The organism is Kitasatospora sp. NPDC093550, assembly GCF_044764985.1.
GTDB lineage: Bacteria > Actinomycetota > Actinomycetes > Streptomycetales > Streptomycetaceae > Kitasatospora.
In genome coordinates this window covers 234,625-254,243 of record NZ_JBIWJF010000014.1, presented here as the reverse complement: position 1 = coordinate 254,243, position 19,619 = coordinate 234,625, and the positions used below count along the sequence as shown (strand labels likewise).

Here is a 19,619-nt window from a genome sequence, read left to right as displayed (position 1 = left end):
GGAACGGACGCTTCCTTCGGACCGCCTTCCAGCGGGCCCTCCGGGCTTCGTTCTTTCGTGTTTCCAGCTTATCAGATGTTTTCCGCTCCGTTTCCGGGGCTTCGTTCATCCAACTCGCCGGTGTCTTCCGGGGTTTGACGCCCCGTCCGACGTTTCAAACTCTAGCCGATCCCCGCTCCGAAAAGCGAATCCAGCCGCAATCCGATAAAACGAGCACGCCACATAAGGACCGTGTCGCAACGCGGAAACGCGAACGCGACCCAGCCCGGACTGGGAAGTGGTGTTTCAGAGGATTGGCCGCCCCGGGACCGTCCGCGCCGATGCGTGTCCGGTGCTCCCTGCCGAGCGACTAGGGAACACTACCCCTGTCCGGCGCCGGAGGCAACCCGGTCCCGGGGACCGTACGGGTGCAGATTGCCCGGCCGGCCTTCACGTACTCGCCGTTGGGATGGTCGTTGCCGAAGACCCGGTGACGGGCGGCGGCCTCGTCGCGGCCTCCGGCGCGGTGGCGGCTGAGCAGGCGGTCTTCGCGGACCGCGTCATCGGTGTGGACGTACCAGAGCTCGCGCAGCAGCCGACGGGCGTCGGGCCAGGGGGTGTCGGCGGAGGCCAGGTAATTGCCCTCGGTGATGACGAGGCGGGTGTGCGGGCGGACCACGTGCCTGGCGGCGACGGGTTCGTCCAGGACGCGGTCGAAGTCCGGGACGTAGATGTCCGCGAATCGGTCGGCGGCGATGCGGCGCAGCAGGGCGACGTAGCCGTGGGCGTCGAAGGTGGCCGGAGCGCCCTTGCGGTGGGTGAGGCCGAGGCGGTCGAGCTGGGCGCCGGAGAGGTGGAAGCCGTCGAGCGGGACGTAGGCGGCGGCGCCGGGTCCTTCGGCGCGCTCGACCTCGGTGACCAGGTGGCGGGCCAGGGTGGACTTGCCGGCGCCGGGCGGGCCGGCGAGTCCGAGGATCGTGCGGGCGTTGCTGCCGGGGCCGCGGAGGAAGCCGAGGGCGAGGGAGGTGAGACGGTCCTCGTTCATGGCCGCACCCTACTCAGCGGAGTCCGGGGAAGCCGGGCTTCCTGTCCTCCGGCGCCCGGCGGTCTGCCGGTGGCTCGGTCACCGGGACGGCTCGGCCAGTGCGGGCAGGTCCAGGGTGAGCGTGCCGGCGTCGGCGTCGAGCACGGCGGGGACGCCCAGCGGGACGGTGAGGCTGGACGGGCAGTGTCCGAAGCCGAGCTCCCAGAGCACCGGTATGCCGAGCCCACCGAGCCGGTCGAGCATCACCTCACGTACCCGCTCGGGTCGTCCGCAGCCGTCCCAGGAACCGAGGGCGATGCCGGCCACGCCGTCGAGGGCGCCGGAGCGCAGGAACTGGGTGAGGAGGCGGTCCAGCTGGTACGGGTGCTCGTTCACGTCCTCCAGGACGAGGATGCTGCCCGCGTACGAGGGCCTGCCGGCGGGGGTCCCGCGTTCGGAGACGAGTACGTGGACGCATCCTCCCGCGGTGACGCCGCGGGCCCGGCCGGGGACGAGCGGGGCGGCAGTGGCCGAGGTGAGGACCGTGGTGGCGGCCGGGTCGAAGAGGGTGCGGCGCAGGTGCTCGGCCGTGGGGCCGTCGGAGATGAAGGCGCCGGCCGCGGCCATCGGCCCGTACAGGGTGGCGAGGCCGAGGCGCTGGGCGAAGGCCTCCTGCAGGGAGCTGACGTCGCTGAAGCCGATGAAGGGCTTGGGTGCGGCGGCACGCATCGCCGTCCAGTCGAGCAGGTCGACCATGCGGTGCACGCCGTAGCCGCCGCGCGCGCAGATGACGGCGTCGACGGCGGGGTCGAGCCAGGCGTTCTGGAGGTCGGCGGCCCGGTCGGCATCGGTGCCGGCGAGGTAGCCGAGGGTGGGGTGGGTGTCGAGGACGTGTGGGGCGACGGTGACGCGCAGCCCCCAGGAGCGGAGGATCGCGCAGCCGGCGGTGAGGCGCTCGGGGTCGATCGGGCCGCTGGGCGCGACGACGGCGATGTGGTCACCGGGACGCAGGTGCGGCGGTCGGGTCAGCCCCTGGCCGGGTGTGGTCGGGTGCTGGTCCATGGGCCGGGCCGCCTTTCGGGCGCGGGAGCGTGGGGACGGGCGGCCGCGGTGTGGGCGCGGCCGCCCGGTGACGATATGCCCCCGGGTCAACCGGCCGATGTCTGCGGTCCGATGTCTGCGGTCCGGTGTCCGGGGCCGGTGTCCGGTCGCGGTGTCGGCGGGCCGGGCCCGGGTCCGGCGTGAGGGCTCTTCAGACCACGGCGCCCATCACCTCCCGGACCTCCGCGAGGGTGGCCTCGGCGACGGCGTTGGCGCGCTCGGCGCCGTCGCGCAGGACCTGCCGCAGGTGGCCGCGGTCGGCGGCGAGGTCGGCGCGGCGGGCGCGCAGCGGGCGGAGGTGCTCGTTGACGGATTCGGTGACGACGCGCTTGAGCACGGCGGCTCCGCCGTCGCCGATCTCCTCGGCGACGGCTTCCGGGCTGCGGTCCTGGCAGAGCGCGGCGAGCAGGACGAGGCCGGACACCTCGGGGCGGCCGGATGGGTCGTAGCCGATCCGGCGGTCGGCGTCCGTCCTGGCGCCGCGGATGATCCGGGCGGTCTCGTCCTCGGTGGCGCCGAGGGCGACGGCGTTGCCGCGGCTCTTGCTCATCTTTCCGCCGTCGGTGCCGAGCAGCATCGGGGCATCGGACAGCAGGCCCTGCGGGCGGGGGAAGACGGCGCGGCCGTCGGCGTGCGGGTAGCGCTCGTTGAAGCGGCGGGCGACGGTGCGGGCGACTTCGAGGTGGGGCAGCTGGTCCTGGCCGACCGGGACGAGGTCGGCCTTGCAGAAGAGGATGTCGGCGGCCTGGTGGACGGGGTAGGTGAACATCAGCCCGCTGACGGCGGACTGCCGGGAGTGGGCGATCTCGTCCTTGACGGTGGGGTTGCGGTTCAGTTCGGCGACGCTGACCAGGCTGAGGAAGGGCAGCAGCAACTGGTTGAGGGCGGGGACGGCGCTGTGCGCGAAGATCGTGGCCCGTTCGGGGTCGAGGCCGGCCGCGAGGTAGTCGAGGACGAGGTTCTCGGTGTGCTCGGCGAGTCGGTCGGCGATGTCGCGATCGGTGATCACCTGGTAGTCGGCGACCACGACGAACATCTCGACGCCTTGGTCCTGCAGGCGGACGCGGTTGCGCAGGGTGCCGAAGTAGTGGCCCAGGTGGAGCGGGCCGGTGGGGCGGTCCCCGGTGAGGACACGGTGGGCGGTCGGGTCGTCGATGAGGCCGGGCGCGGCGACGGCCTCGGCGCCGGCGGACGCAGCGGTGGTGGCGGTGGTCTCGGTGGTCACGGGTTTCCCCTCGTACGGTGGCGGCGGTGGTGGCGGCCGTCCGGGCGAGGGGCCCGTCCCGCGTGGACACGGGGAAAACGCGACAGGGCCGTCCATCCCGGACGGCCCTGGTCAGGCGGGTGCTGGTGGCCGTCCTAGGACGGCCACCAGGTCAGGCCCGCGAAGCGCTTCATGCGCTCGACGATAGCGCCCGTCCTCCCCCACGAGCACGGGAGTTTCCTTCAACCAGGACACGGTGCTGGGCGGTGCCCTCTGGAAGGCGCTCGGGGCGGTCAGGTCCGGTCAGGTCCGGTCAGGCCCGGCCGGTTACGGATGAGACCTGGTTCCCCGGGCTCGGCGTCATGGCCGTGAACGCGGCGCTCGCCGACCTCAAGGGCTCTGTCGTGCCAGCGAGTTGGTCCTCTCCCGGGATGATCGCGCGGTGGTCCGGCGGTGGTCTCGCGGTCGTCCCGCGCCGCCTGCCGGGTTCGACGCTTGGAGCTGGTCCCGCGGTGCGGGAGGATCGTCGGGACCATCCCCCGAAGGGCCCGCCGATGACCTCGCTCCAACCCGCCGCAACCGACCCGTCCCTGCCCGGCCCGCCCGCGGACAGCGCCGGCTCCTCGCCCCCGCCCGACGTACCCCGGCAGGCCCCTGCGGCCGTTCCGACGTGCTCGATCGCGGCTGCCGCCGAGGCGGTGGCCGCCGCGTCCGGCACCTCCGACCGGGTGTTCCGCCAGGGTGCCCGGTCCCGCCACGACTCGGTGCCGCAGCCGCGTGGCCGGGACGACGCGGACGCGCTCGTCCTCCCAGCGGTGGCCCCCGTGGGGACCCGCGCGGCGGATCCCGCAGCGGATCCGGACGGCGCGGAGGGTGGCCCCACCGCGGCGCGCCTGCGGGCGGCGTTCGCCGAACGGCTGCGGGCCGCACGGGCCGAGGGCCGGTCGGTCGCCGAGCTGGCGGACGCGTGCCGTCGACCGGTCGCGGAGGTACGCGCGCTGCTCGGCGAGACGGCCGAGGACGGCGCGGACGCGCCCGAGGTCGCCGGGGCGGGCCCCCGTGCAGAGGAGGCGGAGAAGGGGACCGGGATCGAGGTCGGATTCGTCCGTCTGCCGTCGGCCACCGTCCCGTCGCAGGGCGGTCCGTTCGCGCCGACACGGCGTCCGGTGCGCGAGGAAGCGCGGACCCCGGGGTCCCTACCCCTGCGGCCGTCGCCCTCGCGCCGGCTGCGCCGGATGCACCCGCAGGCCGCCCCGAGCGGACAGGAGGCGACCGCACGGGAGACGGCCGCGTCCGGCCCGGCCGGGGCGGACCCCGGGGACGGCCCGGCGTGGACGGGTGAACGCGCCGACCCGGTGGGGACGGTGGCGGACCCGGCGCCGTTCGGAGCCGGTACCGCGGGTGACCCCGGCGCCGAGGCCGGGCCCGCTCCGGCCCCGTACGCCGAGCCGCCGCTCGGTGTCCTGATCGGCGGCAGCCCCGGCCAGCCCGAGAGCGTCGGCCGGCCCGAGGAGCGGGCTCCGGTCCGGGTGGTGGCCGAGCCGGTCCGGGTGGGCCGCGGCACCAGCCTGGTGGTGCTGCCGACCTGGCGCCCCGCCATCGCCGTCTCGGTGTCGACCGAGCAGCTGCTCTCCGCGACCGGGCTCGCCTTCGAAGAGCTCTCCGGGGCCCGGCTGACGGTGCTGATGAACCCCAGCGCGCTGCACGACCGGGAGTTGGAACTGCACGGCTGGGAGCCCGGTCCGACCGCCCGGGGTCGGCGCGGCGCGCGGTCCTAGCCGGGCGCCGGCCGCCGGCCCCGGGGCAGCTCGGTCAGCCGGCCGCCGGGGCGTTCGGGACGTACCCCAGGTCGACCGGCACCGGCGGCCGTCCGTCGACGGCCCAGCCCTGGCGGACGGCGTCCAGCAGTCCGGGCAGCTGCGGCGGCCAGAGCGCGTCGGCGTTCTCGTCGGCGAGGTCGGCCGGGGTCCACCAGCGCCAGTCGAGGATCCGGTCGACGGCGTGCACGGCGCTGACGTCGCCGACCGGGCCCCGGTGCGGTCCACCGGTGAGGTAGATGTGCTCGTGCTGACGGACCGGGGTGCCGTGCCAGGTGAAGTCGTGTTCCCAGGTGCAGAGCAGCGGGCCGGGTTCGAGGTCGGTCCAGCCGCTCTCCTCCCACAGCTCGCGCCGGGCACCCTGCCAGGGGGACTCGCCCGGCTCCAGCCCGCCGCCCGGCATGGTCCAGTGGACGCCGACCTCGTCGTTGTCCGAACGGAGCAGGAACACCGAGCCGTTCTCGTCCAGCACCACCGTGCGGGCGGCCTGTCTCGGCACACGGGTGCGGGGGCGCAGCAGTCGCATCGGATTTCGCATCGGATCACTCTCGCAGCGAGCGTTCGGGGGCGTCGAGCGGATTCGCCACTCCGGACCGGCGCCCGTGGGACCGGGCCCCGCCCGCGGAGCCGTACCCTGACGGCCATGTCCGCACCCGCGATCATCTTCCCCAGCGATCCGCTCAACCCGCGCCGGCCCGATCCGCACTTCGTCTGGGAGGCCAGGATGCTGCGGGAACTGGGCGGCGAACACCACCTGGTCGACCACGACGCGCTGCTCGCCGGACGGGCCGAGGAGGCCGTCCGACGCGTACCGCGGGACAGCGGGCCGCTCTGGTACCGGGGTTGGATGCTCCCCTCCGCCCGGTACGCCGACTTCGCCGCCGCCCTCACCGCCCGTGGCGGCAACCTGCTGACCAGCCCGCCCGGTTACGCGGCGGCGCACGAACTGCCCGGCTGGTACGGCGTGTTCGAGGGCGCCACGCCGGCCAGCGCGTGGATCCCCACCGACGGCGCGTCGGCTCCGGGAACGGAGGAACTGGCGACGGCCGTGGCCCGGCTCGGCGGAAGCGGCCCGGCGATCGTCAAGGACTACGTGAAGTCACGCAAGCACGAGTGGCACGAGGCCTGCTACGTGCCCGAGTTGGCCGATCTGCCGGCCGTCGCCCGGGTGGTGGAGCGGTTCGTCGAGTTGCAGGGCGAGTTCCTGGCCGGCGGGGTGGTGCTGCGGCGGTACGAGGAGTTCGAGCGTGCCGACGGCGCCGCGGAGGGCCCCGGCGGCGCTGCGAACGGCTCCGCCGGTGATGGCGACGGAGTCGACGGGCCGGAGGCGGGCGGACCGGACACGGGCGGACCGGAGGCGGGCGGACCGGACACGGGCGGGCGGGCCGTGGAGGCGCGGGTGTGGTGGCTGGACGGGCGGCCCGTCCTGGTCGGACCGCACCCGGACGCCCCGCGCCGGACCGTCGAGCCCGACCTCACCGAGGTCCGGGCGCTGGTGCGGACGCTCGGCTGCCGCTTCGTCACCACCGACCTCGCCAGCCGGGCCGACGGCTCCGGCTGGCGGGTGGTCGAGGTCGGGGACGGACAGGTGAGCGAACTGCCGCACGGGATCGACCCCTCGGGCCTGCTGACCTCGCTGATCGTCGCCTGACGCATCGGGCCTGCCGGCCCCGGGCTGACGGTGCTGGGCCCGAAGGCGTTCCGACGCGCTCAGGCTCGATGCGGTCGGGCTCGATGCGGTCGGGCTCACCGAATCCGGCCGGACGGCATCCGATCCGATGCCGTCCAGCCGGAGGTGTCAGCCGGTGGGGTTTCAGGCGGTTCGGCGGCCTACCCGGCGGCGACGGGTTCGACCGCCGGGTGGCCGTCCGCGATGAACGCCTGCCAGAGCCGGGCGTAGGTGCCGCCCCGGGCGAGCAGTTCGGTGTGGGTGCCGTCCTCGACCACGCGGCCGTGGTCCAGCACGATCACCCGGTCGGCGCGCTCGGCGGTGGTCAGGCGGTGGGCGATCACCAGGGTGGTGCGGCCGCCGCTGAGCCGGTCCGCGGCCTGGTTGACCGCCGCCTCGGTGGCCAGGTCGAGCGCCGCGGTCGCCTCGTCCAGCAGCAGGATGTCCGGGTCGACCAGTTCGGCCCGGGCGAGCGCGATCAGCTGGCGCTGGCCCGCCGACAGGTTGCGGCCGCGACCGGCCACCTCGTGGTCGTAGCCGCCGGACAGCCGGACGATCATGTCGTGCGCGCCGACCGCGCGGGCCGCCGCCTCCACCTCGGCGGCCGAGGCGTCCGGCCGGCCGTACGCGATCGCCTCGCGGACGGTGCCCGCGAACAGGTAGGCCTCCTGCGGCACCACGCCCAGGCGGTGGCGGTACTGCGCCAGGTCGTAGCGGGTGAGGTCGACGCCGTCCACCCGGACGGTGCCCTCGGTCGCGTCGTAGAACCGGGCGACCAGCTTCACCAGCGTCGACTTCCCGGCGCCGGTCTCGCCGACCAGGGCCACCGTCTGGCCGGCCGGGATGTGCAGGTCGACGTCGGCCAGCACCTTCGGGGCGCCGTCCGCGCCGCCGTTGTAGGCGAAGCCGACCCCCTCGAAGGCGATCTCGCCGCGCAGCCCCTTGGCGACCGGGACGGGCGCGGCCGCCTCGGCGGTGGTGGTCGGGGTGCGCAGCAGCTCGCGGATCCGGCCGAGGCCCACCGAGGCCTGCTGGTAGCCGTCGAAGACCTGGGACAGCTGGTTGACCGGTGCGAAGAACAGGTCGATGTAGAGCAGGTACGCGACCAGCGCGCCCACCGTCAGCGTTCCGGCGTCGACCCGGGCGGCGCCGACGATCAGCACCAGCGCGGCGGCCACGCTGGACAGGAACTGGACGAACGGGAAGTACAGCGAGATGTACAGCTGTGCGCGGGCCCGGGCCTCGCGGTAGGCGATGCCGCGCGCCACGAAGCGGTCGGTGTTGGTGTCCAGGCGGCGGAAGGCCTGGACGATCCGCATGCCGGCCACGTTCTCCTGGAGGTCGGCGTTGACGGCGCTGATCAGGTCACGGGAGCGCTCGTACTGGTCCTTGGACTTCTTGCGGAACACCAGCGTGGCGATCACCAGCAGCGGCAGCACGGCGAAGACCACCAGGGCCAGCCCGGCGTCGATGATCAGCAGGGCGGCGAAGATCCCGGCGAAGGTCAGCAGGCTGACCACGGCGGTGACCATGCCGGTCTGCAGGAAGGACGTCAGCGAGTCCAGGTCGGTGGTCATCCGGGTCATGATCCGGCCGGTCAGCTCGCGCTCGTAGTAGTCCAGGCCGAGCCGGTTGAGGTGGGCGAAGATCTTGAGCCGGAGCGTGTAGAGGACGCGCTCGCCGGTGCGGCCGCTGACCCGGTTCTCGGCACCCTGCACCAGCCAGTCCAGCAGGACGACGACCAGGGCGGTGAGCGCGGCCACCGCGACGCCGGACATCAGGCCCTTGCGGACGCCCTCGTCGATGCCGTGCCGGATCAGCACCGGCAGGACCAGGCCCGCCCCCGCGTCCAGGGCCACCAGCAGGAGGGCGATGAGCAGCGGGGTGCGGAACGGCCGCAGCAGCCGTCCCAGGGTGAAGTCGGGGTCGCCTGCCTCGGCCTCGGCGCGCGGGACGGCCGGGGCGTCGGTGGCGGGCGGGAGCCCGGCGACCTTGGCCAGCAGGTCGGGGTCGGCGGTGCGGGCGGCCTTGGCCAGAGCGGGGGTGGGGAGCTCGGGGACGGGCGCTCGTTCAGCCACCGGGGGTGCCGGGGCGGCCTGCGGTTCGGCGGGCGTCCCGGCCGGGGCTCCGGCGGGCGGCGACGACGGAGTCTCGCCGGACGCCTCGGTGAGGCCGTCGGCGGAGGGGTGCCGGGCGGCGGCTCGGCCCGCCTCCGGGTCGGTGATCAGTGCGCGGTACTGGGGACATCGGGCATCCAGTTCCTCGTGGGTGCCGATGTCCAGCAGCCGGCCGCGGTCCAGGACGGCGATCCGGTCGGCGAGCTGGAGGGTCGAGCGGCGGTGGGCGATCAGCAGGGTGGTGCGGCCGGTCATCACCGAGCGCAGCGCGTCGTGGATCTCCGCCTCGACCTGCGGGTCCACCGCCGAGGTGGCGTCGTCCAGCAGCAGGATCCGGGGGTCGGTGAGGATCGCACGGGCCAGGGCGATCCGCTGGCGCTGGCCGCCGGAGAGGGTGAGGCCCTGCTCGCCGACCTTGGTCTCGTAGCCGTCCGGGAGCGCGCGGACGAACTCGTCCGCCTGGGCGGCGCGCGCGGCGGCGACGACCTGCTCGTCCGTGGCGTCCGGGCGGCCGTAGGCGATGTTGGTGCGGACCGACTCGGAGAAGAGGAAGCTCTCCTCCGGGACGATGCCGACCGTGGCGCGGACCGAGTCCAGGGTGAGGTCGCGCAGGTCGTGGCCGTAGAGGCGGACGGTACCGGCGGCCGGGTCGTAGAAGCGGGGCACCAGCTGGGCCACCGTGGACTTGCCGGAGCCGGAGGCGCCGACCAGGGCCAGGGTCTCGCCGGGGGCCAGCTTCAGGCTGAGGCCGTGCAGGACGGGGGCGGGGTGCTCGGGGTCGTAGCGGAACTCGACCCGGTCGAACTCCAGGGCGACGTCGGGGGTCCGCGGGCCGACGGTGCCGGTGTGCGGGCTCTGCGCGGCGCTGCCGTGCCGGCCCTGCTCGGCGCCGGTGGGCGGGCCCTGCGCGGCGCCGGCGTGGGTGAGGTCCAGGGTGAGCGCGTCCGGGCGTTCCTGGACCAGCGGGCGCTCGTCGATCAGCTGCAGGACGCGCTCCACGCCCGCCCGGGCCTGCTGGCCGACGGTGATGATCATGGTCAGCATCCGCACCGGACCGGTCATCTGCGCGACGTAGGTGGAGAAGGCCACGAAGGTCCCGAGTGAGACCCGGCCGTCGACGGCCAGCCAGCCGCCGAAGGCCAGGACGGCGACCTGGGCGAGGGCGGGGATCGCCTGCATCGCCGGGTTGTAGCGGGCGTTGAGCCGGATCGAGCGGAGCCGGGCGGCGAACAGGTCGCGCGAGGCCCGCTCCAGCTTGTCCCGCTCCTGGGCCTCCTGGCCGAAGCCCTTGACCACGCGGACGCCGCCGATCGCGCCGTCCACCACGCCGGCCACGGCGGCCGCCTCCTGCTGGGCGGCCCAGGTGGAGGGGAACAGGCGCTTGCGGCTGAGCACGGAGACCCACCACAGCGCGGGCGCCATGACCAGGGCGACCAGGGTGAGCGGCGGGGACAGCCAGACCATCACGACCAGCGACATGACGAACATCAGCAGGTAGCCGGTCATCATCGGCACCATCGAGAGCAGGCCGTTGACCAGCTGGAGGTCGGAGGTCGCGCGCCCGACCACCTGGCCGGTGTCCAGCCGGTCCTGGCGGTGGCCGTCCAGCCGGCCGAGCGAGCGGAACAGGTCGCTGCGCAGGTCGTGCTGGACGTCGAGGGCGAGCTGGCCGCCGTAGTAGCGGCGGACCTGGGTGCAGCCGAAGACCACGACGGCGGCCAGCAGCAGCACCACCGCCCAGGGGGCCAGCGAGCGGGTGTGCGCGACGATGACGTCGTCGATGATCAGCTTGGTGACCAGCGGCACCAGTGCCGTGACGGCCATGCCGAGGAGTGAGGCACCGAAGGCGAGCAGCAGGCTGCGACGGGACCGCCAGCTGTACCCGACCAGGCGGCGCAGCCAGCCGGCGGGCTCGGTGCGCTCGTCGGCGGCCTCCGGAGTCGGGTCGGCGGCCGGTGGGCCGCTCGGGGATTGCTCCACCGTGGATCCGTGAGTCTCAGGCATATTTAGGGATGCTAACCATTTCGTCGGGTGGCCGCCACGGCGTTTCCGGTCCCGTGGCTTCGGGACGGGCGGGGGCGGCCCGGATCGTCCGGTCCGGCGGACTGGGCAACAGCCCGCGACCGGCGGAGATTCCCGATCGAACGCCCGCGCGACCGTCCTCGGTCACTGCCCGGCCCGACCTCCAGGGTCGCCGACCGCCCAGCGGAACGCCCAGCGACCGGGGGCGGGTGGGCGCCGTCCTTTGGGCCTAGGCCTCCGGGCCCCGAGCGGGAGCCGCCGCCGACGTGGCGGGTGAAGCCGGGCGGCCGTCAGTCGCCCGCGGACACCGGGGTCGCCGCCGAACCCGAGGTCGCCGCCTCCGCGGCCGCGGCGAACGCGCCGTGGGCCAGGGTGCGCAGCAGGGCCGCCATGCCGTCGCGCTGAAGACCGGAGCGCTCGGCCTGGCGCTCGACCTGACCGGACCGCTCAGCCTGGCGCTCACCCTGACCGGACCGCTCGACCTGACCGGACCGCTCGACTTGGCCGGGGCGCTCACCCTGTCCCGGGCGCTCGCCCGAACCGGGGTTCGAGCCGAGGCTGTGCGGGGTCGAGTTGATCAGGCCGAAGACGGCGTGCACGGCGGCCCGCGCCACCGGCTCGGCGGCGGGATCGGCCAGGGGCGGGTAGGCCTGCCGGAGCACGTCCACCCACAGCTCCACGTAACCGCGCTGGAGTCGGCGGACGGTGCGGCGGTCCTCCTCCTTGAGGTTCAGCAGCTCGCGGTCGTGCAGGGTGATCAGGTCGCGGTCGTCCAGGGCGAACTCGACGTGCCCGCCGATCAGCGCGTCCAGCGCGGCCACCGGACCGTCGCCGCCACCCGCCCGGCGGCGCCCCTCCTCCAGCAGGCGCTCGCTGATGCCGATCAGCAGGTCGGCGAGCATCGCGTCCTTGCCGGCGAAGTGGCGGTAGAGCCCGGGGCCGCTGATCCCGACGGCCTTGCCGATCTCGTCCACGCCCACGCCGAGGAAGCCGCGGGCGGCGAAGAGCCGCGCGGCCTCCCGGCGGATCTGGTCGCGACGTGGGAGCGCGGAGGCTGCGGGGACGTTCGGCATGCCGTCCATCGTAGACAGTCCGGTTATCGGTCGTTAACCTGGGCGGCGTAAGTTAACGTTAATTAACGTGGGACTCCATGGGCACCGCATCCGGCGCCCACCTGGTGCCGAGGGCAAGGGAGCTCTTGGGAATGGTCATCTCAACCGCCGGCGTACCCACCGGCCTCCAGCTCAGCGCGACGAACGGCAGCGCGACCAACGGCAGCGCGGCGGCGCCGACCGCGGCACCGCCCGCGGCCGCCGCACCGGCGCCCCGGCTCGGCACCTCGGTCGACCCGGGCTCCGCGGCCTACCGCGCCAACACCGAGGCGCACCAGGAGCTGGTCGCCGAACTGCGCGCGAAGCTCGACGCGGCCGCCCAGGGCGGCGGCGCCAAGGCCCGCGCCCGGCACACCGCGCGCGGCAAGCTCCTCCCCCGGGACCGGGTGGACACCCTGCTCGACCCGGCCTCGCCCTTCCTGGAGCTGGCCCCGCTGGCCGCCGACGGGATGTACGACGGGGCGGCGCCCGCGGCCGGGGTGATCGCCGGCATCGGCCGGGTCGCCGGACGCGAGGTGGTGGTGGTCGCCAACGACGCCACCGTCAAGGGCGGCACCTACTACCCGATGACGGTGAAGAAGCACCTGCGCGCCCAGGAGGTCGCGCTGGAGAACCGGCTGCCCTGCGTCTACCTGGTGGACTCCGGCGGCGCCTTCCTCCCGATGCAGGACGAGGTCTTCCCGGACCGCGACCACTTCGGCCGGATCTTCTACAACCAGGCCCGGCTCTCCGCCGCGGGCATCCCGCAGATCGCCGCCGTGCTCGGCTCGTGCACGGCCGGCGGCGCGTACGTCCCGGCGATGAGCGACCAGGCCGTGATCGTCCGCAACCAGGGCACGATCTTCCTGGGCGGGCCGCCGCTGGTGAAGGCCGCCACCGGCGAGGTGGTCACCGCCGAGGAGCTGGGCGGCGGCGAGCTGCACTCCCGCACCTCCGGCGTGACGGACCACCTGGCCGAGGACGACGCCCACGCCCTCTCCATCGTCCGCACGATCGTCGCCGGGCTCGGCCCGCGCGCGGCCACACCCTGGCCGCTGGCCCCGGTCGAGCCGCCGGCCGTCGACCCGGCGGGCCTGTACGGGGCCGTCCCGGTCGACCCGCGCACGCCGTACGACGTCCGCGAGGTGATCGCCCGCCTGGTGGACGGCAGCCGTTTCGCCGAGTTCAAGGCCGAGTACGGCGCGACCCTGGTCACCGGCTTCGCCCGGATCCACGGCCACCCCGTCGGCATCGTCGCCAACAACGGCGTGCTGTTCTCCGAGTCGGCCCTCAAGGGCGCCCACTTCATCGAGCTGTGCGACCAGCGCGGCATCCCCCTCCTCTTCCTGCAGAACATCACCGGCTTCATGGTCGGGCGGCAGTACGAGGCGGGCGGCATCGCCAAGCACGGCGCCAAGATGGTCAACGCCGTCGCCTGCACCCGCGTCCCGAAGCTGACGGTGGTGATCGGCGGCTCGTACGGCGCCGGCAACTACTCGATGTGCGGCCGGGCCTACTCGCCCCGCTTCCTGTGGATGTGGCCGGGCGCCAAGATCTCCGTGATGGGCGGTGAGCAGGCGGCCTCCGTCCTCGCCACCGTCCGCCGCGACCAGCTGGAGTCGCACGGCGAGCAGTGGCCGGCCGAGGCAGAGGAGGAGTTCAAGCGCCCCGTCCGCGAGCAGTACGAGCGCCAGGGCAACGCCTACTACGCCTCCGCCCGGCTCTGGGACGACGGCGTGATCGACCCGATGGACACCCGCACCGCCGTCGGCCTCGCGCTCACCGCCTGCGCCAACGCCCCCCTGGCGCCGCCCGCCCCGTACGGCGTCTTCCGCATGTGATCCCCGTCCGCACCCACGGTCCGTGATCACCGTCATGGCACCCCTGCGTTCGTGACCCCTTCCTTCCGGGTGTGACGTCCGCGGCGCCGGTCCGGCCCCGGGCCGGCGCCCCACCGCCCACCGCCACCTCCTTCGTACGGCCCCCTCGACCCGGAGGAACGCCTCCCATGTTCGACACAGTTCTGGTCGCCAACCGCGGCGAGATCGCCCTCCGGGTGATCCGCACCCTGCGGCGGCTCGGCGTCCGCTCGGTCGCCGTGTTCAGCGACGCGGACGCCGACGCCCCGCACGTCCGCGAGGCCGACGTCGCGGTCCGCCTCGGCCCGACCGACCGCAGCGACAGCTCGGCGGCCGAGACCTACCTGCGGACCGACCAGATCCTCGCCGCCGCCCGCCGCACCGGCGCCCAGGCCGTCCACCCCGGCTACGGCTTCCTCGCCGAGAACCCCGGCTTCACCCGCGCCTGCGCCGACGCCGGCCTCGTCTTCATCGGTCCTCCTCCCGCTGCGGTCGAGCTGATGGGCGACAAGATCAACGCCAAGGAGGCCGTCCGGGCCGCCGGCGTCCCGGTGGTCCCCGGCAGCCAGGCCACCGCGCCCACCGACGGGGAACTCGTCGCCGCCGCCGACGAGATCGGCTACCCCGTGCTGCTCAAGCCGTCCGCCGGCGGCGGCGGCAAGGGCATGCGCCTCGTGCGGGACCCGGCCGACCTGCCCACCGAGATCGCCGCCGCCCGCCGCGTCGCCCGCACCGCCTTCGGAGACGACACCCTGCTGCTGGAGCGCTGGGTCGACCGGCCGCGCCACATCGAGGTGCAGGTGCTGGCCGACGCCCACGGCACCACCGTCCACCTCGGCGAGCGCGAGTGCAGCCTGCAGCGCCGCCACCAGAAGCTGATCGAAGAGGCTCCCTCCGTTCTCCTCAATGCCGAGACCCGCGCCGCGATGGGCGCCGCGGCCGTCCGCGCCGCGGAGTCCTGCGGCTACACCGGGGCCGGCACCGTGGAGTTCATCGTCCCCGGCATCGACCCGGACGCCCCCGCCTCCGCCGCCGAGGGGGTGCGGGACTTCTTCTTCATGGAGATGAACACCCGTCTCCAGGTGGAACACCCCGTCACCGAACTCGCGGTCGCCGTCGGCCCCGACTCGACCCGGCTCGACCTGGTCGAGTGGCAACTGCGCGTCGCCGCCGGCGAACCGCTCACCTTCACCCAGTCCGACATCTCCTTCCTGGGCCACGCCATCGAGGCCCGCATCTGCGCCGAGGACCCGGAACGGGACTTCCTGCCCACCGGCGGCCGCATCCTCACCCTGGACGAGCCCCGGGGCGAGGGCATCCGCGTCGACTCCGGGGTCGCGCCCGGAACCGTCATCACCAGCGCCTACGACCCGATGCTCGCCAAGGTCATCGCGTACGGGCCCGACCGCCCGACCGCGCTGCGCCGGCTCCGCGCCGCGCTGGCCGAGACCCGCATCCTGGGCGTCACCACCAACACCGGCTTCCTGCGCCGGCTCCTCGCACACCCCGAGGTCGTCGCCGGACGACTGGACACCGGCCTGGTGGAGCAGACCGCCCAGCAGCAGCCGGCCCTGCTCACCGCGCCGTACTCCCCCGTCAACGCGACCGCCCCGGTCGACGCCACAGCGCCCGCCCGCCCCGGGAACGGGACCGACGCCGCGACCGCCGAACCGCCGTCGCCCGCTCACCTCCTCTACTACGCGGCCGCGCTGGCACGGCACCTGGAACTCACCCCGACCGCCGCCCCCGGCGGCTGGACCGACCCGTTCTCCCTTCCCTCCGGCTGGCGCCTGGGCGGCGCCCCCGCCTGGACCACCCACCGACTCCGTACCCCCGGCCAGGATCCGGTCTCGGTGCGCATCCGTTCGATCACTGCGGGCAACGTAGCCGACGCCACTGACAATCCGGCCGGCCGCACCCGCGAGGTGGAGCTGCGGCTGGGCGACGGGCCGGTGCACCGCGCCCGCGCGGCCCTGGCCGGCGACCGGCTGCACCTGACCGTCGACGGCCTGCAGACCACGTTCTCGCTGGCCACCGACGCCGCCCCCGGCCTCGCCGCCGGACCGGTGACCTGGCTCGGCGTCGAGGGCGACGCCTGGCCGCTGCACGCCTACGACCCGGCCGTCGAGAGCGCCGCCGGGGCCGGCGCGCACCACGGCGCCCTGACCGCCCCGATGCCCGGCACCGTCACCGTCGTCAAGACCACGGCGGGCGAGACCGTCCGCAAGGGCCAGCCCCTTCTCGTGCTGGAGGCCATGAAGATGGAACACGTGATCGCCGCGCCGCACGACGGCGTGGTGGCCGAACTGCGGGCCACCGCCGGCGCCACCGTCGCGATGGAGGACCTGCTGGTGGTGGTCACCCCGGTCGAGGACGCCTCCGCCGACGCGGCCGGGGACGCCCCGGTCGAACCGGCCGCCTCCCCGGCCGAACCCGCGGAGGTGCGGTCGTGACCACCCCCGCCCCGGCTCCCGCGCACGAGCCCGACGCCCTCGACCTGGGCCTGCCCGACCCGGTCCGCGCCCCCGGCCTGCCCGAGGAGGTCCGGATCCACGAGGTCGGACCGCGCGACGGCCTGCAGAACGAGGGCTCCCTGGTGCCGGTCGAGGTCAAGGCCGAGTTCATCGCCCGCCTCGCGGCCGCCGGCCTGCGCACCGTCGAGGCGACCAGCTTCGTTCACCCGAAATGGGTACCGCAGCTGGCCGACGCCGAGGAGCTGATGCCCCGGCTGGCCGGCCTGCCGGAACGTCACCCCGGCCTGCGGCTGCCGGTCCTGGTGCCCAACGAGCGCGGCCTGGACCGCGCGCTCGCCCACCGGGCCGGTCACATCGCGGTGTTCGCCAGCGCCACCGAGACCTTCGCCCGGCGCAACCTCAACCGCTCGGCGGACGAGGCCATGGCGATGTTCCGCCCGGTCGTGACGCGCGCCGCCGAGGCCGGGGTCGCCGTCCGCGGCTACCTCTCGATGTGCTTCGGCGACCCCTGGGAGGGGCCCGTCCCCGTCCCCCAGGTGGTCCGGTACGGCGTGCAGTTGCTGGAGATGGGCTGCTCGGAGCTGAGCCTCGGCGACACCATCGGCGTGGCCACCCCGGGCCAGGTCGGCGCCCTGCTGACCGGCTTCGCCCGGGCCGGGGTGACGGCCGACCGGCTCGCCGTGCACTTCCACGACACCTACGGCCAGGCGCTCAGCAACACCCTGGCGGCGCTGCGCGAGGGCGTCACCACGGTGGACGCCTCGGCCGGCGGCCTGGGCGGCTGCCCGTACGCGAAGAGCGCCACCGGCAACCTGGCCACCGAGGACCTGGTCTGGATGCTGCACGGACTCGGCATCCGGACCGGCGTCGACCTGCGCGCCCTGGTCGCCACCAGCGGCTGGATGGCCGAGCGTCTGGGCCGCCCGAGCCCCTCCCGCACCGTCCAGGCGCTGCTCGGCGCCGCCCGGGGCTGACCCCGCCCGTCCGCTCCGGCGCCGGCCGCGCCCCTCCGGTCCGGCCGGCGCCCCGCACCGCTCCCGTCCCGCACCACGCTCGTCCCGCACCGCTCATCGCTCGACCGCACCGTACGACCGTCAGACCGTCAGACGACCGCCGGTCGTCCCGCTCACGCCCGCGGCCGCCCCGGCCTGGCACCAGGAGGATCACCATGCTCGACCACCGACTCAGCAGCGAGTACGAGGAACTGCGGCGCACCGTCGCGGAGTTCGCCCAGGACGTGGTGGCGCCGAAGATCGGCGAGTTCTACGAGCGGGAGGAGTTCCCCTACGAGATCGTCCGCGAGATGGGCCGGATGGGGCTCTTCGGCCTGCCCTTCCCGGAGGAGTACGGCGGCATGGGCGGCGACTACTTCGCCCTCGGCCTGGCCCTGGAGGAGCTCGCCCGCGTCGACTCCTCGGTGGCGATCACCCTGGAGGCCGCCGTCTCGCTCGGCGCGATGCCGATCTACCGGTTCGGCTCGGAGGAGCAGAAGCGCGAGTGGCTGCCGCGCCTGACCTCGGGCGAACTGCTCGGCGCCTTCGGCCTCACCGAGCCGGAGGGCGGCTCGGACGCCGGGGCCACCCGCACCACCGCGCGGTACGACGAGGCCACCGACGAGTGGGTCATCAACGGCACCAAGTGCTTCATCACCAACTCCGGCACCGACATCACCGGCCTGGTCACCGTCACCGCGCTCACCGAACCGATCGCTCGTTCGAGTGAAGAAGGCGAATTCCGCTCGCCCACGCGGGAGATCTCCTCCATCATCGTGCCCACCGGGACCCCGGGGTTCCAGGTCTCGAAGAAGTACTCGAAGGTCGGGTGGAACGCATCCGACACCCGCGAACTGTCCTTTACCGACTGCCGCGTTCCCGCGGCCAACCTGCTGGGCGAGCGTGGCCGAGGCTACGCCCAGTTCCTGCGGATCCTCGACGAGGGCCGCATCGCGATCGCGGCCCTGGCCACCGGCCTGGCCCAGGGGTGCGTGGACGAGTCCGTGAAGTACGCCGGCGAGCGCCGGGCCTTCGGCCGGCCGATCGGCGCCAACCAGGCCGTCCAGTTCAAGCTTGCCGACATGGAGCTGCGCGCCCACACCTCCCGCCTGGCCTGGCGGGACGCCGCCTCCCGGATGCTGCACGGTGAACCGTTCAAGAAGGAGGCCGCGATCGCGAAGCTGTACTCGTCCGAGGCCGCCGTCGACAACGCCCGCGAGGCGACCCAGATCCACGGCGGGTACGGCTTCATGAACGAATTCCCGGTCGCCCGTTTCTGGCGCGACAGCAAGATCCTGGAAATCGGGGAGGGCACCTCCGAGGTCCAGCGCATGCTCATCGCCCGGGAGCTCGGCATCACGTCCTGAGCCGAGCCCACCGGGCCGACAATGCCCCGCTCCACAACCGGTGTTGAGGAGCGGGGCGACGGGACACGGTGGAGGAGGTGCCAGGAGAGGACGATCGGAGAAGGCAGCCGGGGACGACCGGGAGGAACCCTCAGGGGATCACGATCACCGGGCGGTTGGCCCGCCGCGCCAGCCGTCCGGAGACCGAACCGAAGATCTTGCCGAGCAGACCGTGCGTCGTGCCGACGACGATCGCGTCGGCGGCGTACTCGCGGCCGACCTCCTCGATCTCGTGGCAGATGTCGCCGCCACGCTCGACCAGGATCCACGGCACCCCGGCGAGGAAGTCCGCGCAGGCGAGTTCCAGGCCGAGGACCTCGGTCCGGTGGTCGGGAAGGTCGACGAAGACGGGCGGTTCGCAGCCGGCCCAGACCGTGGCGGGCAGCCGGTTGGCGACGTGCACGATCACCAGGCCGCACTGCGAACGACGTGCCATGCCCACCGCGTAGGCCAGGGCGCGCTCGCTCGACAGCGAGCCGTCGAAGCCCACCACCACACCGTGCTGGAAGGTCGGGTCGAGGGACGGCGCCGGGGCTTCCTCCGCTGACGGCTCGGCCCAGCCACCGAAGGCTCCGGCCGCGCCCGAGGCCGCCTCCGGGCGCTCTGCGCCCGGGCCCAGGCGGCCGGTCACCGGAGACCCCGCAGGGTCGGCCGGGGGCTCGCCGCGCCGCGGGCGGGGCCCAGAACGGTCACGACGGGCGAGGCTGCCACGGCGGGCGAGGCCACGCAGCGCGCGTCGGAGAGCATGAGGGGCATCGCTCCCGGGGTCCGACTCCGGCAGCCGGGCCGCTTCGGCAGCACCACCGGCCCCGCCGGCACCGCCGACCCCGTCGTCGCCCGTCCGCCCGGTCGGGACGCGCCCCG

At 74.4% G+C, this 19,619-nt stretch carries 13 protein-coding genes; 6 read left to right on the top strand and 7 right to left on the bottom strand.

Annotated elements, in window-relative coordinates:
• Nucleotides 1-349 precede the first annotated feature (349 nt).
• The 3 genes from ACIRD3_RS23690 to trpS all read right to left on the bottom strand — a co-directional run bounded on the left by ACIRD3_RS23690 (nt 350) and on the right by trpS (nt 3,329).
• The gene (locus ACIRD3_RS23690) at nt 350-1,024 is read right to left on the bottom strand and encodes a nucleoside/nucleotide kinase family protein (RefSeq protein ID WP_402219968.1); all 675 of its coding nucleotides are present in this window, start codon (nt 1,022-1,024) and stop codon (nt 350-352) included.
• A 78-nt stretch (nt 1,025-1,102) separates the two neighbouring features.
• The gene (locus tag ACIRD3_RS23685; protein WP_402219965.1) at nt 1,103-2,065 is read right to left on the bottom strand and encodes an LD-carboxypeptidase; all 963 of its coding nucleotides are present in this window, start codon (nt 2,063-2,065) and stop codon (nt 1,103-1,105) included.
• Between the two features lie 190 nt (nt 2,066-2,255).
• Nucleotides 2,256-3,329 (bottom strand): tryptophan--tRNA ligase, encoded by a 1,074-nt coding sequence (gene trpS, locus ACIRD3_RS23680; RefSeq protein ID WP_402219963.1) that lies wholly within the window; start codon nt 3,327-3,329, stop codon nt 2,256-2,258.
• Nucleotides 3,330-3,862: 533 nt separating this feature from the next.
• On the opposite strand from trpS, the gene ACIRD3_RS23675 reads away from it, so the two are divergent.
• A complete protein-coding gene (locus ACIRD3_RS23675; RefSeq protein WP_402219961.1) occupies nt 3,863-5,086 on the top strand; it encodes a hypothetical protein in 1,224 nt (407 codons plus the stop codon).
• A gap of 34 nt (nt 5,087-5,120) precedes the next feature.
• On the opposite strand, the gene ACIRD3_RS23670 is transcribed toward ACIRD3_RS23675, so the two are convergent.
• Nucleotides 5,121-5,663 carry an NUDIX hydrolase gene (locus ACIRD3_RS23670; protein ID WP_402219958.1) on the bottom strand — a complete coding sequence of 181 codons (543 nt, stop codon included), beginning with the start codon at nt 5,661-5,663 and terminating at the stop codon, nt 5,121-5,123.
• A gap of 105 nt (nt 5,664-5,768) precedes the next feature.
• Between ACIRD3_RS23670 and ACIRD3_RS23665 the strand changes: the two genes are divergently transcribed.
• A complete protein-coding gene (locus ACIRD3_RS23665) occupies nt 5,769-6,776 on the top strand; it encodes an ATP-grasp domain-containing protein (RefSeq protein WP_402219955.1) in 1,008 nt (335 codons plus the stop codon).
• Nucleotides 6,777-6,955: 179 nt separating this feature from the next.
• Here the strand turns inward: ACIRD3_RS23665 and ACIRD3_RS23660 are convergent, their stop codons facing one another.
• Nucleotides 6,956-10,915: an ABC transporter ATP-binding protein gene (locus ACIRD3_RS23660; protein WP_402219952.1), complete on the bottom strand. Its 3,960-nt coding sequence runs from the start codon at nt 10,913-10,915 to the stop codon at nt 6,956-6,958.
• Between the two features lie 308 nt (nt 10,916-11,223).
• Complete coding sequence (locus ACIRD3_RS23655; protein ID WP_402219949.1) at nt 11,224-12,006, bottom strand: TetR/AcrR family transcriptional regulator; 783 nt, start codon at nt 12,004-12,006, stop codon at nt 11,224-11,226.
• 131 nt (nt 12,007-12,137) lie between these two features.
• Here ACIRD3_RS23655 and ACIRD3_RS23650 point away from each other — a divergent pair, with 131 nt between their 5' ends.
• The 4 genes from ACIRD3_RS23650 to ACIRD3_RS23635 all read left to right on the top strand — a co-directional run bounded on the left by ACIRD3_RS23650 (nt 12,138) and on the right by ACIRD3_RS23635 (nt 18,716).
• A complete protein-coding gene (locus ACIRD3_RS23650; RefSeq protein ID WP_402219946.1) occupies nt 12,138-13,865 on the top strand; it encodes a carboxyl transferase domain-containing protein in 1,728 nt (575 codons plus the stop codon).
• Nucleotides 13,866-14,032: 167 nt separating this feature from the next.
• The gene (locus ACIRD3_RS23645; protein ID WP_402219943.1) at nt 14,033-16,336 is read left to right on the top strand and encodes an acetyl/propionyl/methylcrotonyl-CoA carboxylase subunit alpha; all 2,304 of its coding nucleotides are present in this window, start codon (nt 14,033-14,035) and stop codon (nt 16,334-16,336) included.
• Nucleotides 16,333-17,331, top strand: coding sequence for a hydroxymethylglutaryl-CoA lyase (locus ACIRD3_RS23640; RefSeq protein ID WP_402219940.1), 999 nt, complete (start codon nt 16,333-16,335; stop codon nt 17,329-17,331). Before ACIRD3_RS23645 ends, ACIRD3_RS23640 begins: the two co-directional genes overlap by 4 nt.
• A 194-nt stretch (nt 17,332-17,525) precedes the next feature.
• Nucleotides 17,526-18,716 carry an acyl-CoA dehydrogenase family protein gene (locus ACIRD3_RS23635; protein WP_402219937.1) on the top strand — a complete coding sequence of 397 codons (1,191 nt, stop codon included), beginning with the start codon at nt 17,526-17,528 and terminating at the stop codon, nt 18,714-18,716.
• A 130-nt stretch (nt 18,717-18,846) separates the two neighbouring features.
• Here the strand turns inward: ACIRD3_RS23635 and ACIRD3_RS23630 are convergent, their stop codons facing one another.
• Nucleotides 18,847-19,386 carry a universal stress protein gene (locus tag ACIRD3_RS23630; protein WP_402219935.1) on the bottom strand — a complete coding sequence of 180 codons (540 nt, stop codon included), beginning with the start codon at nt 19,384-19,386 and terminating at the stop codon, nt 18,847-18,849.
• Nucleotides 19,387-19,619: the final 233 nt, after the last annotated feature.

Coding starts and splice junctions, on each gene's coding strand:
- ACIRD3_RS23635 (WP_402219937.1), top strand. CDS start 17,526: ATGCTCGACCACCGACTCAGCAGCGAGTACGAGGAACTGCGGCGCACC.
- ACIRD3_RS23690 (WP_402219968.1), bottom strand. CDS start 1,024: ATGAACGAGGACCGTCTCACCTCCCTCGCCCTCGGCTTCCTCCGCGGC.
- ACIRD3_RS23675 (WP_402219961.1), top strand. CDS start 3,863: ATGACCTCGCTCCAACCCGCCGCAACCGACCCGTCCCTGCCCGGCCCG.
- ACIRD3_RS23650 (WP_402219946.1), top strand. CDS start 12,138: ATGGTCATCTCAACCGCCGGCGTACCCACCGGCCTCCAGCTCAGCGCG.
- ACIRD3_RS23655 (WP_402219949.1), bottom strand. CDS start 12,006: ATGCCGAACGTCCCCGCAGCCTCCGCGCTCCCACGTCGCGACCAGATC.
- ACIRD3_RS23665 (WP_402219955.1), top strand. CDS start 5,769: ATGTCCGCACCCGCGATCATCTTCCCCAGCGATCCGCTCAACCCGCGC.
- ACIRD3_RS23645 (WP_402219943.1), top strand. CDS start 14,033: ATGTTCGACACAGTTCTGGTCGCCAACCGCGGCGAGATCGCCCTCCGG.
- ACIRD3_RS23670 (WP_402219958.1), bottom strand. CDS start 5,663: ATGCGAAATCCGATGCGACTGCTGCGCCCCCGCACCCGTGTGCCGAGA.
- ACIRD3_RS23660 (WP_402219952.1), bottom strand. CDS start 10,915: ATGCCTGAGACTCACGGATCCACGGTGGAGCAATCCCCGAGCGGCCCA.
- ACIRD3_RS23685 (WP_402219965.1), bottom strand. CDS start 2,065: ATGGACCAGCACCCGACCACACCCGGCCAGGGGCTGACCCGACCGCCG.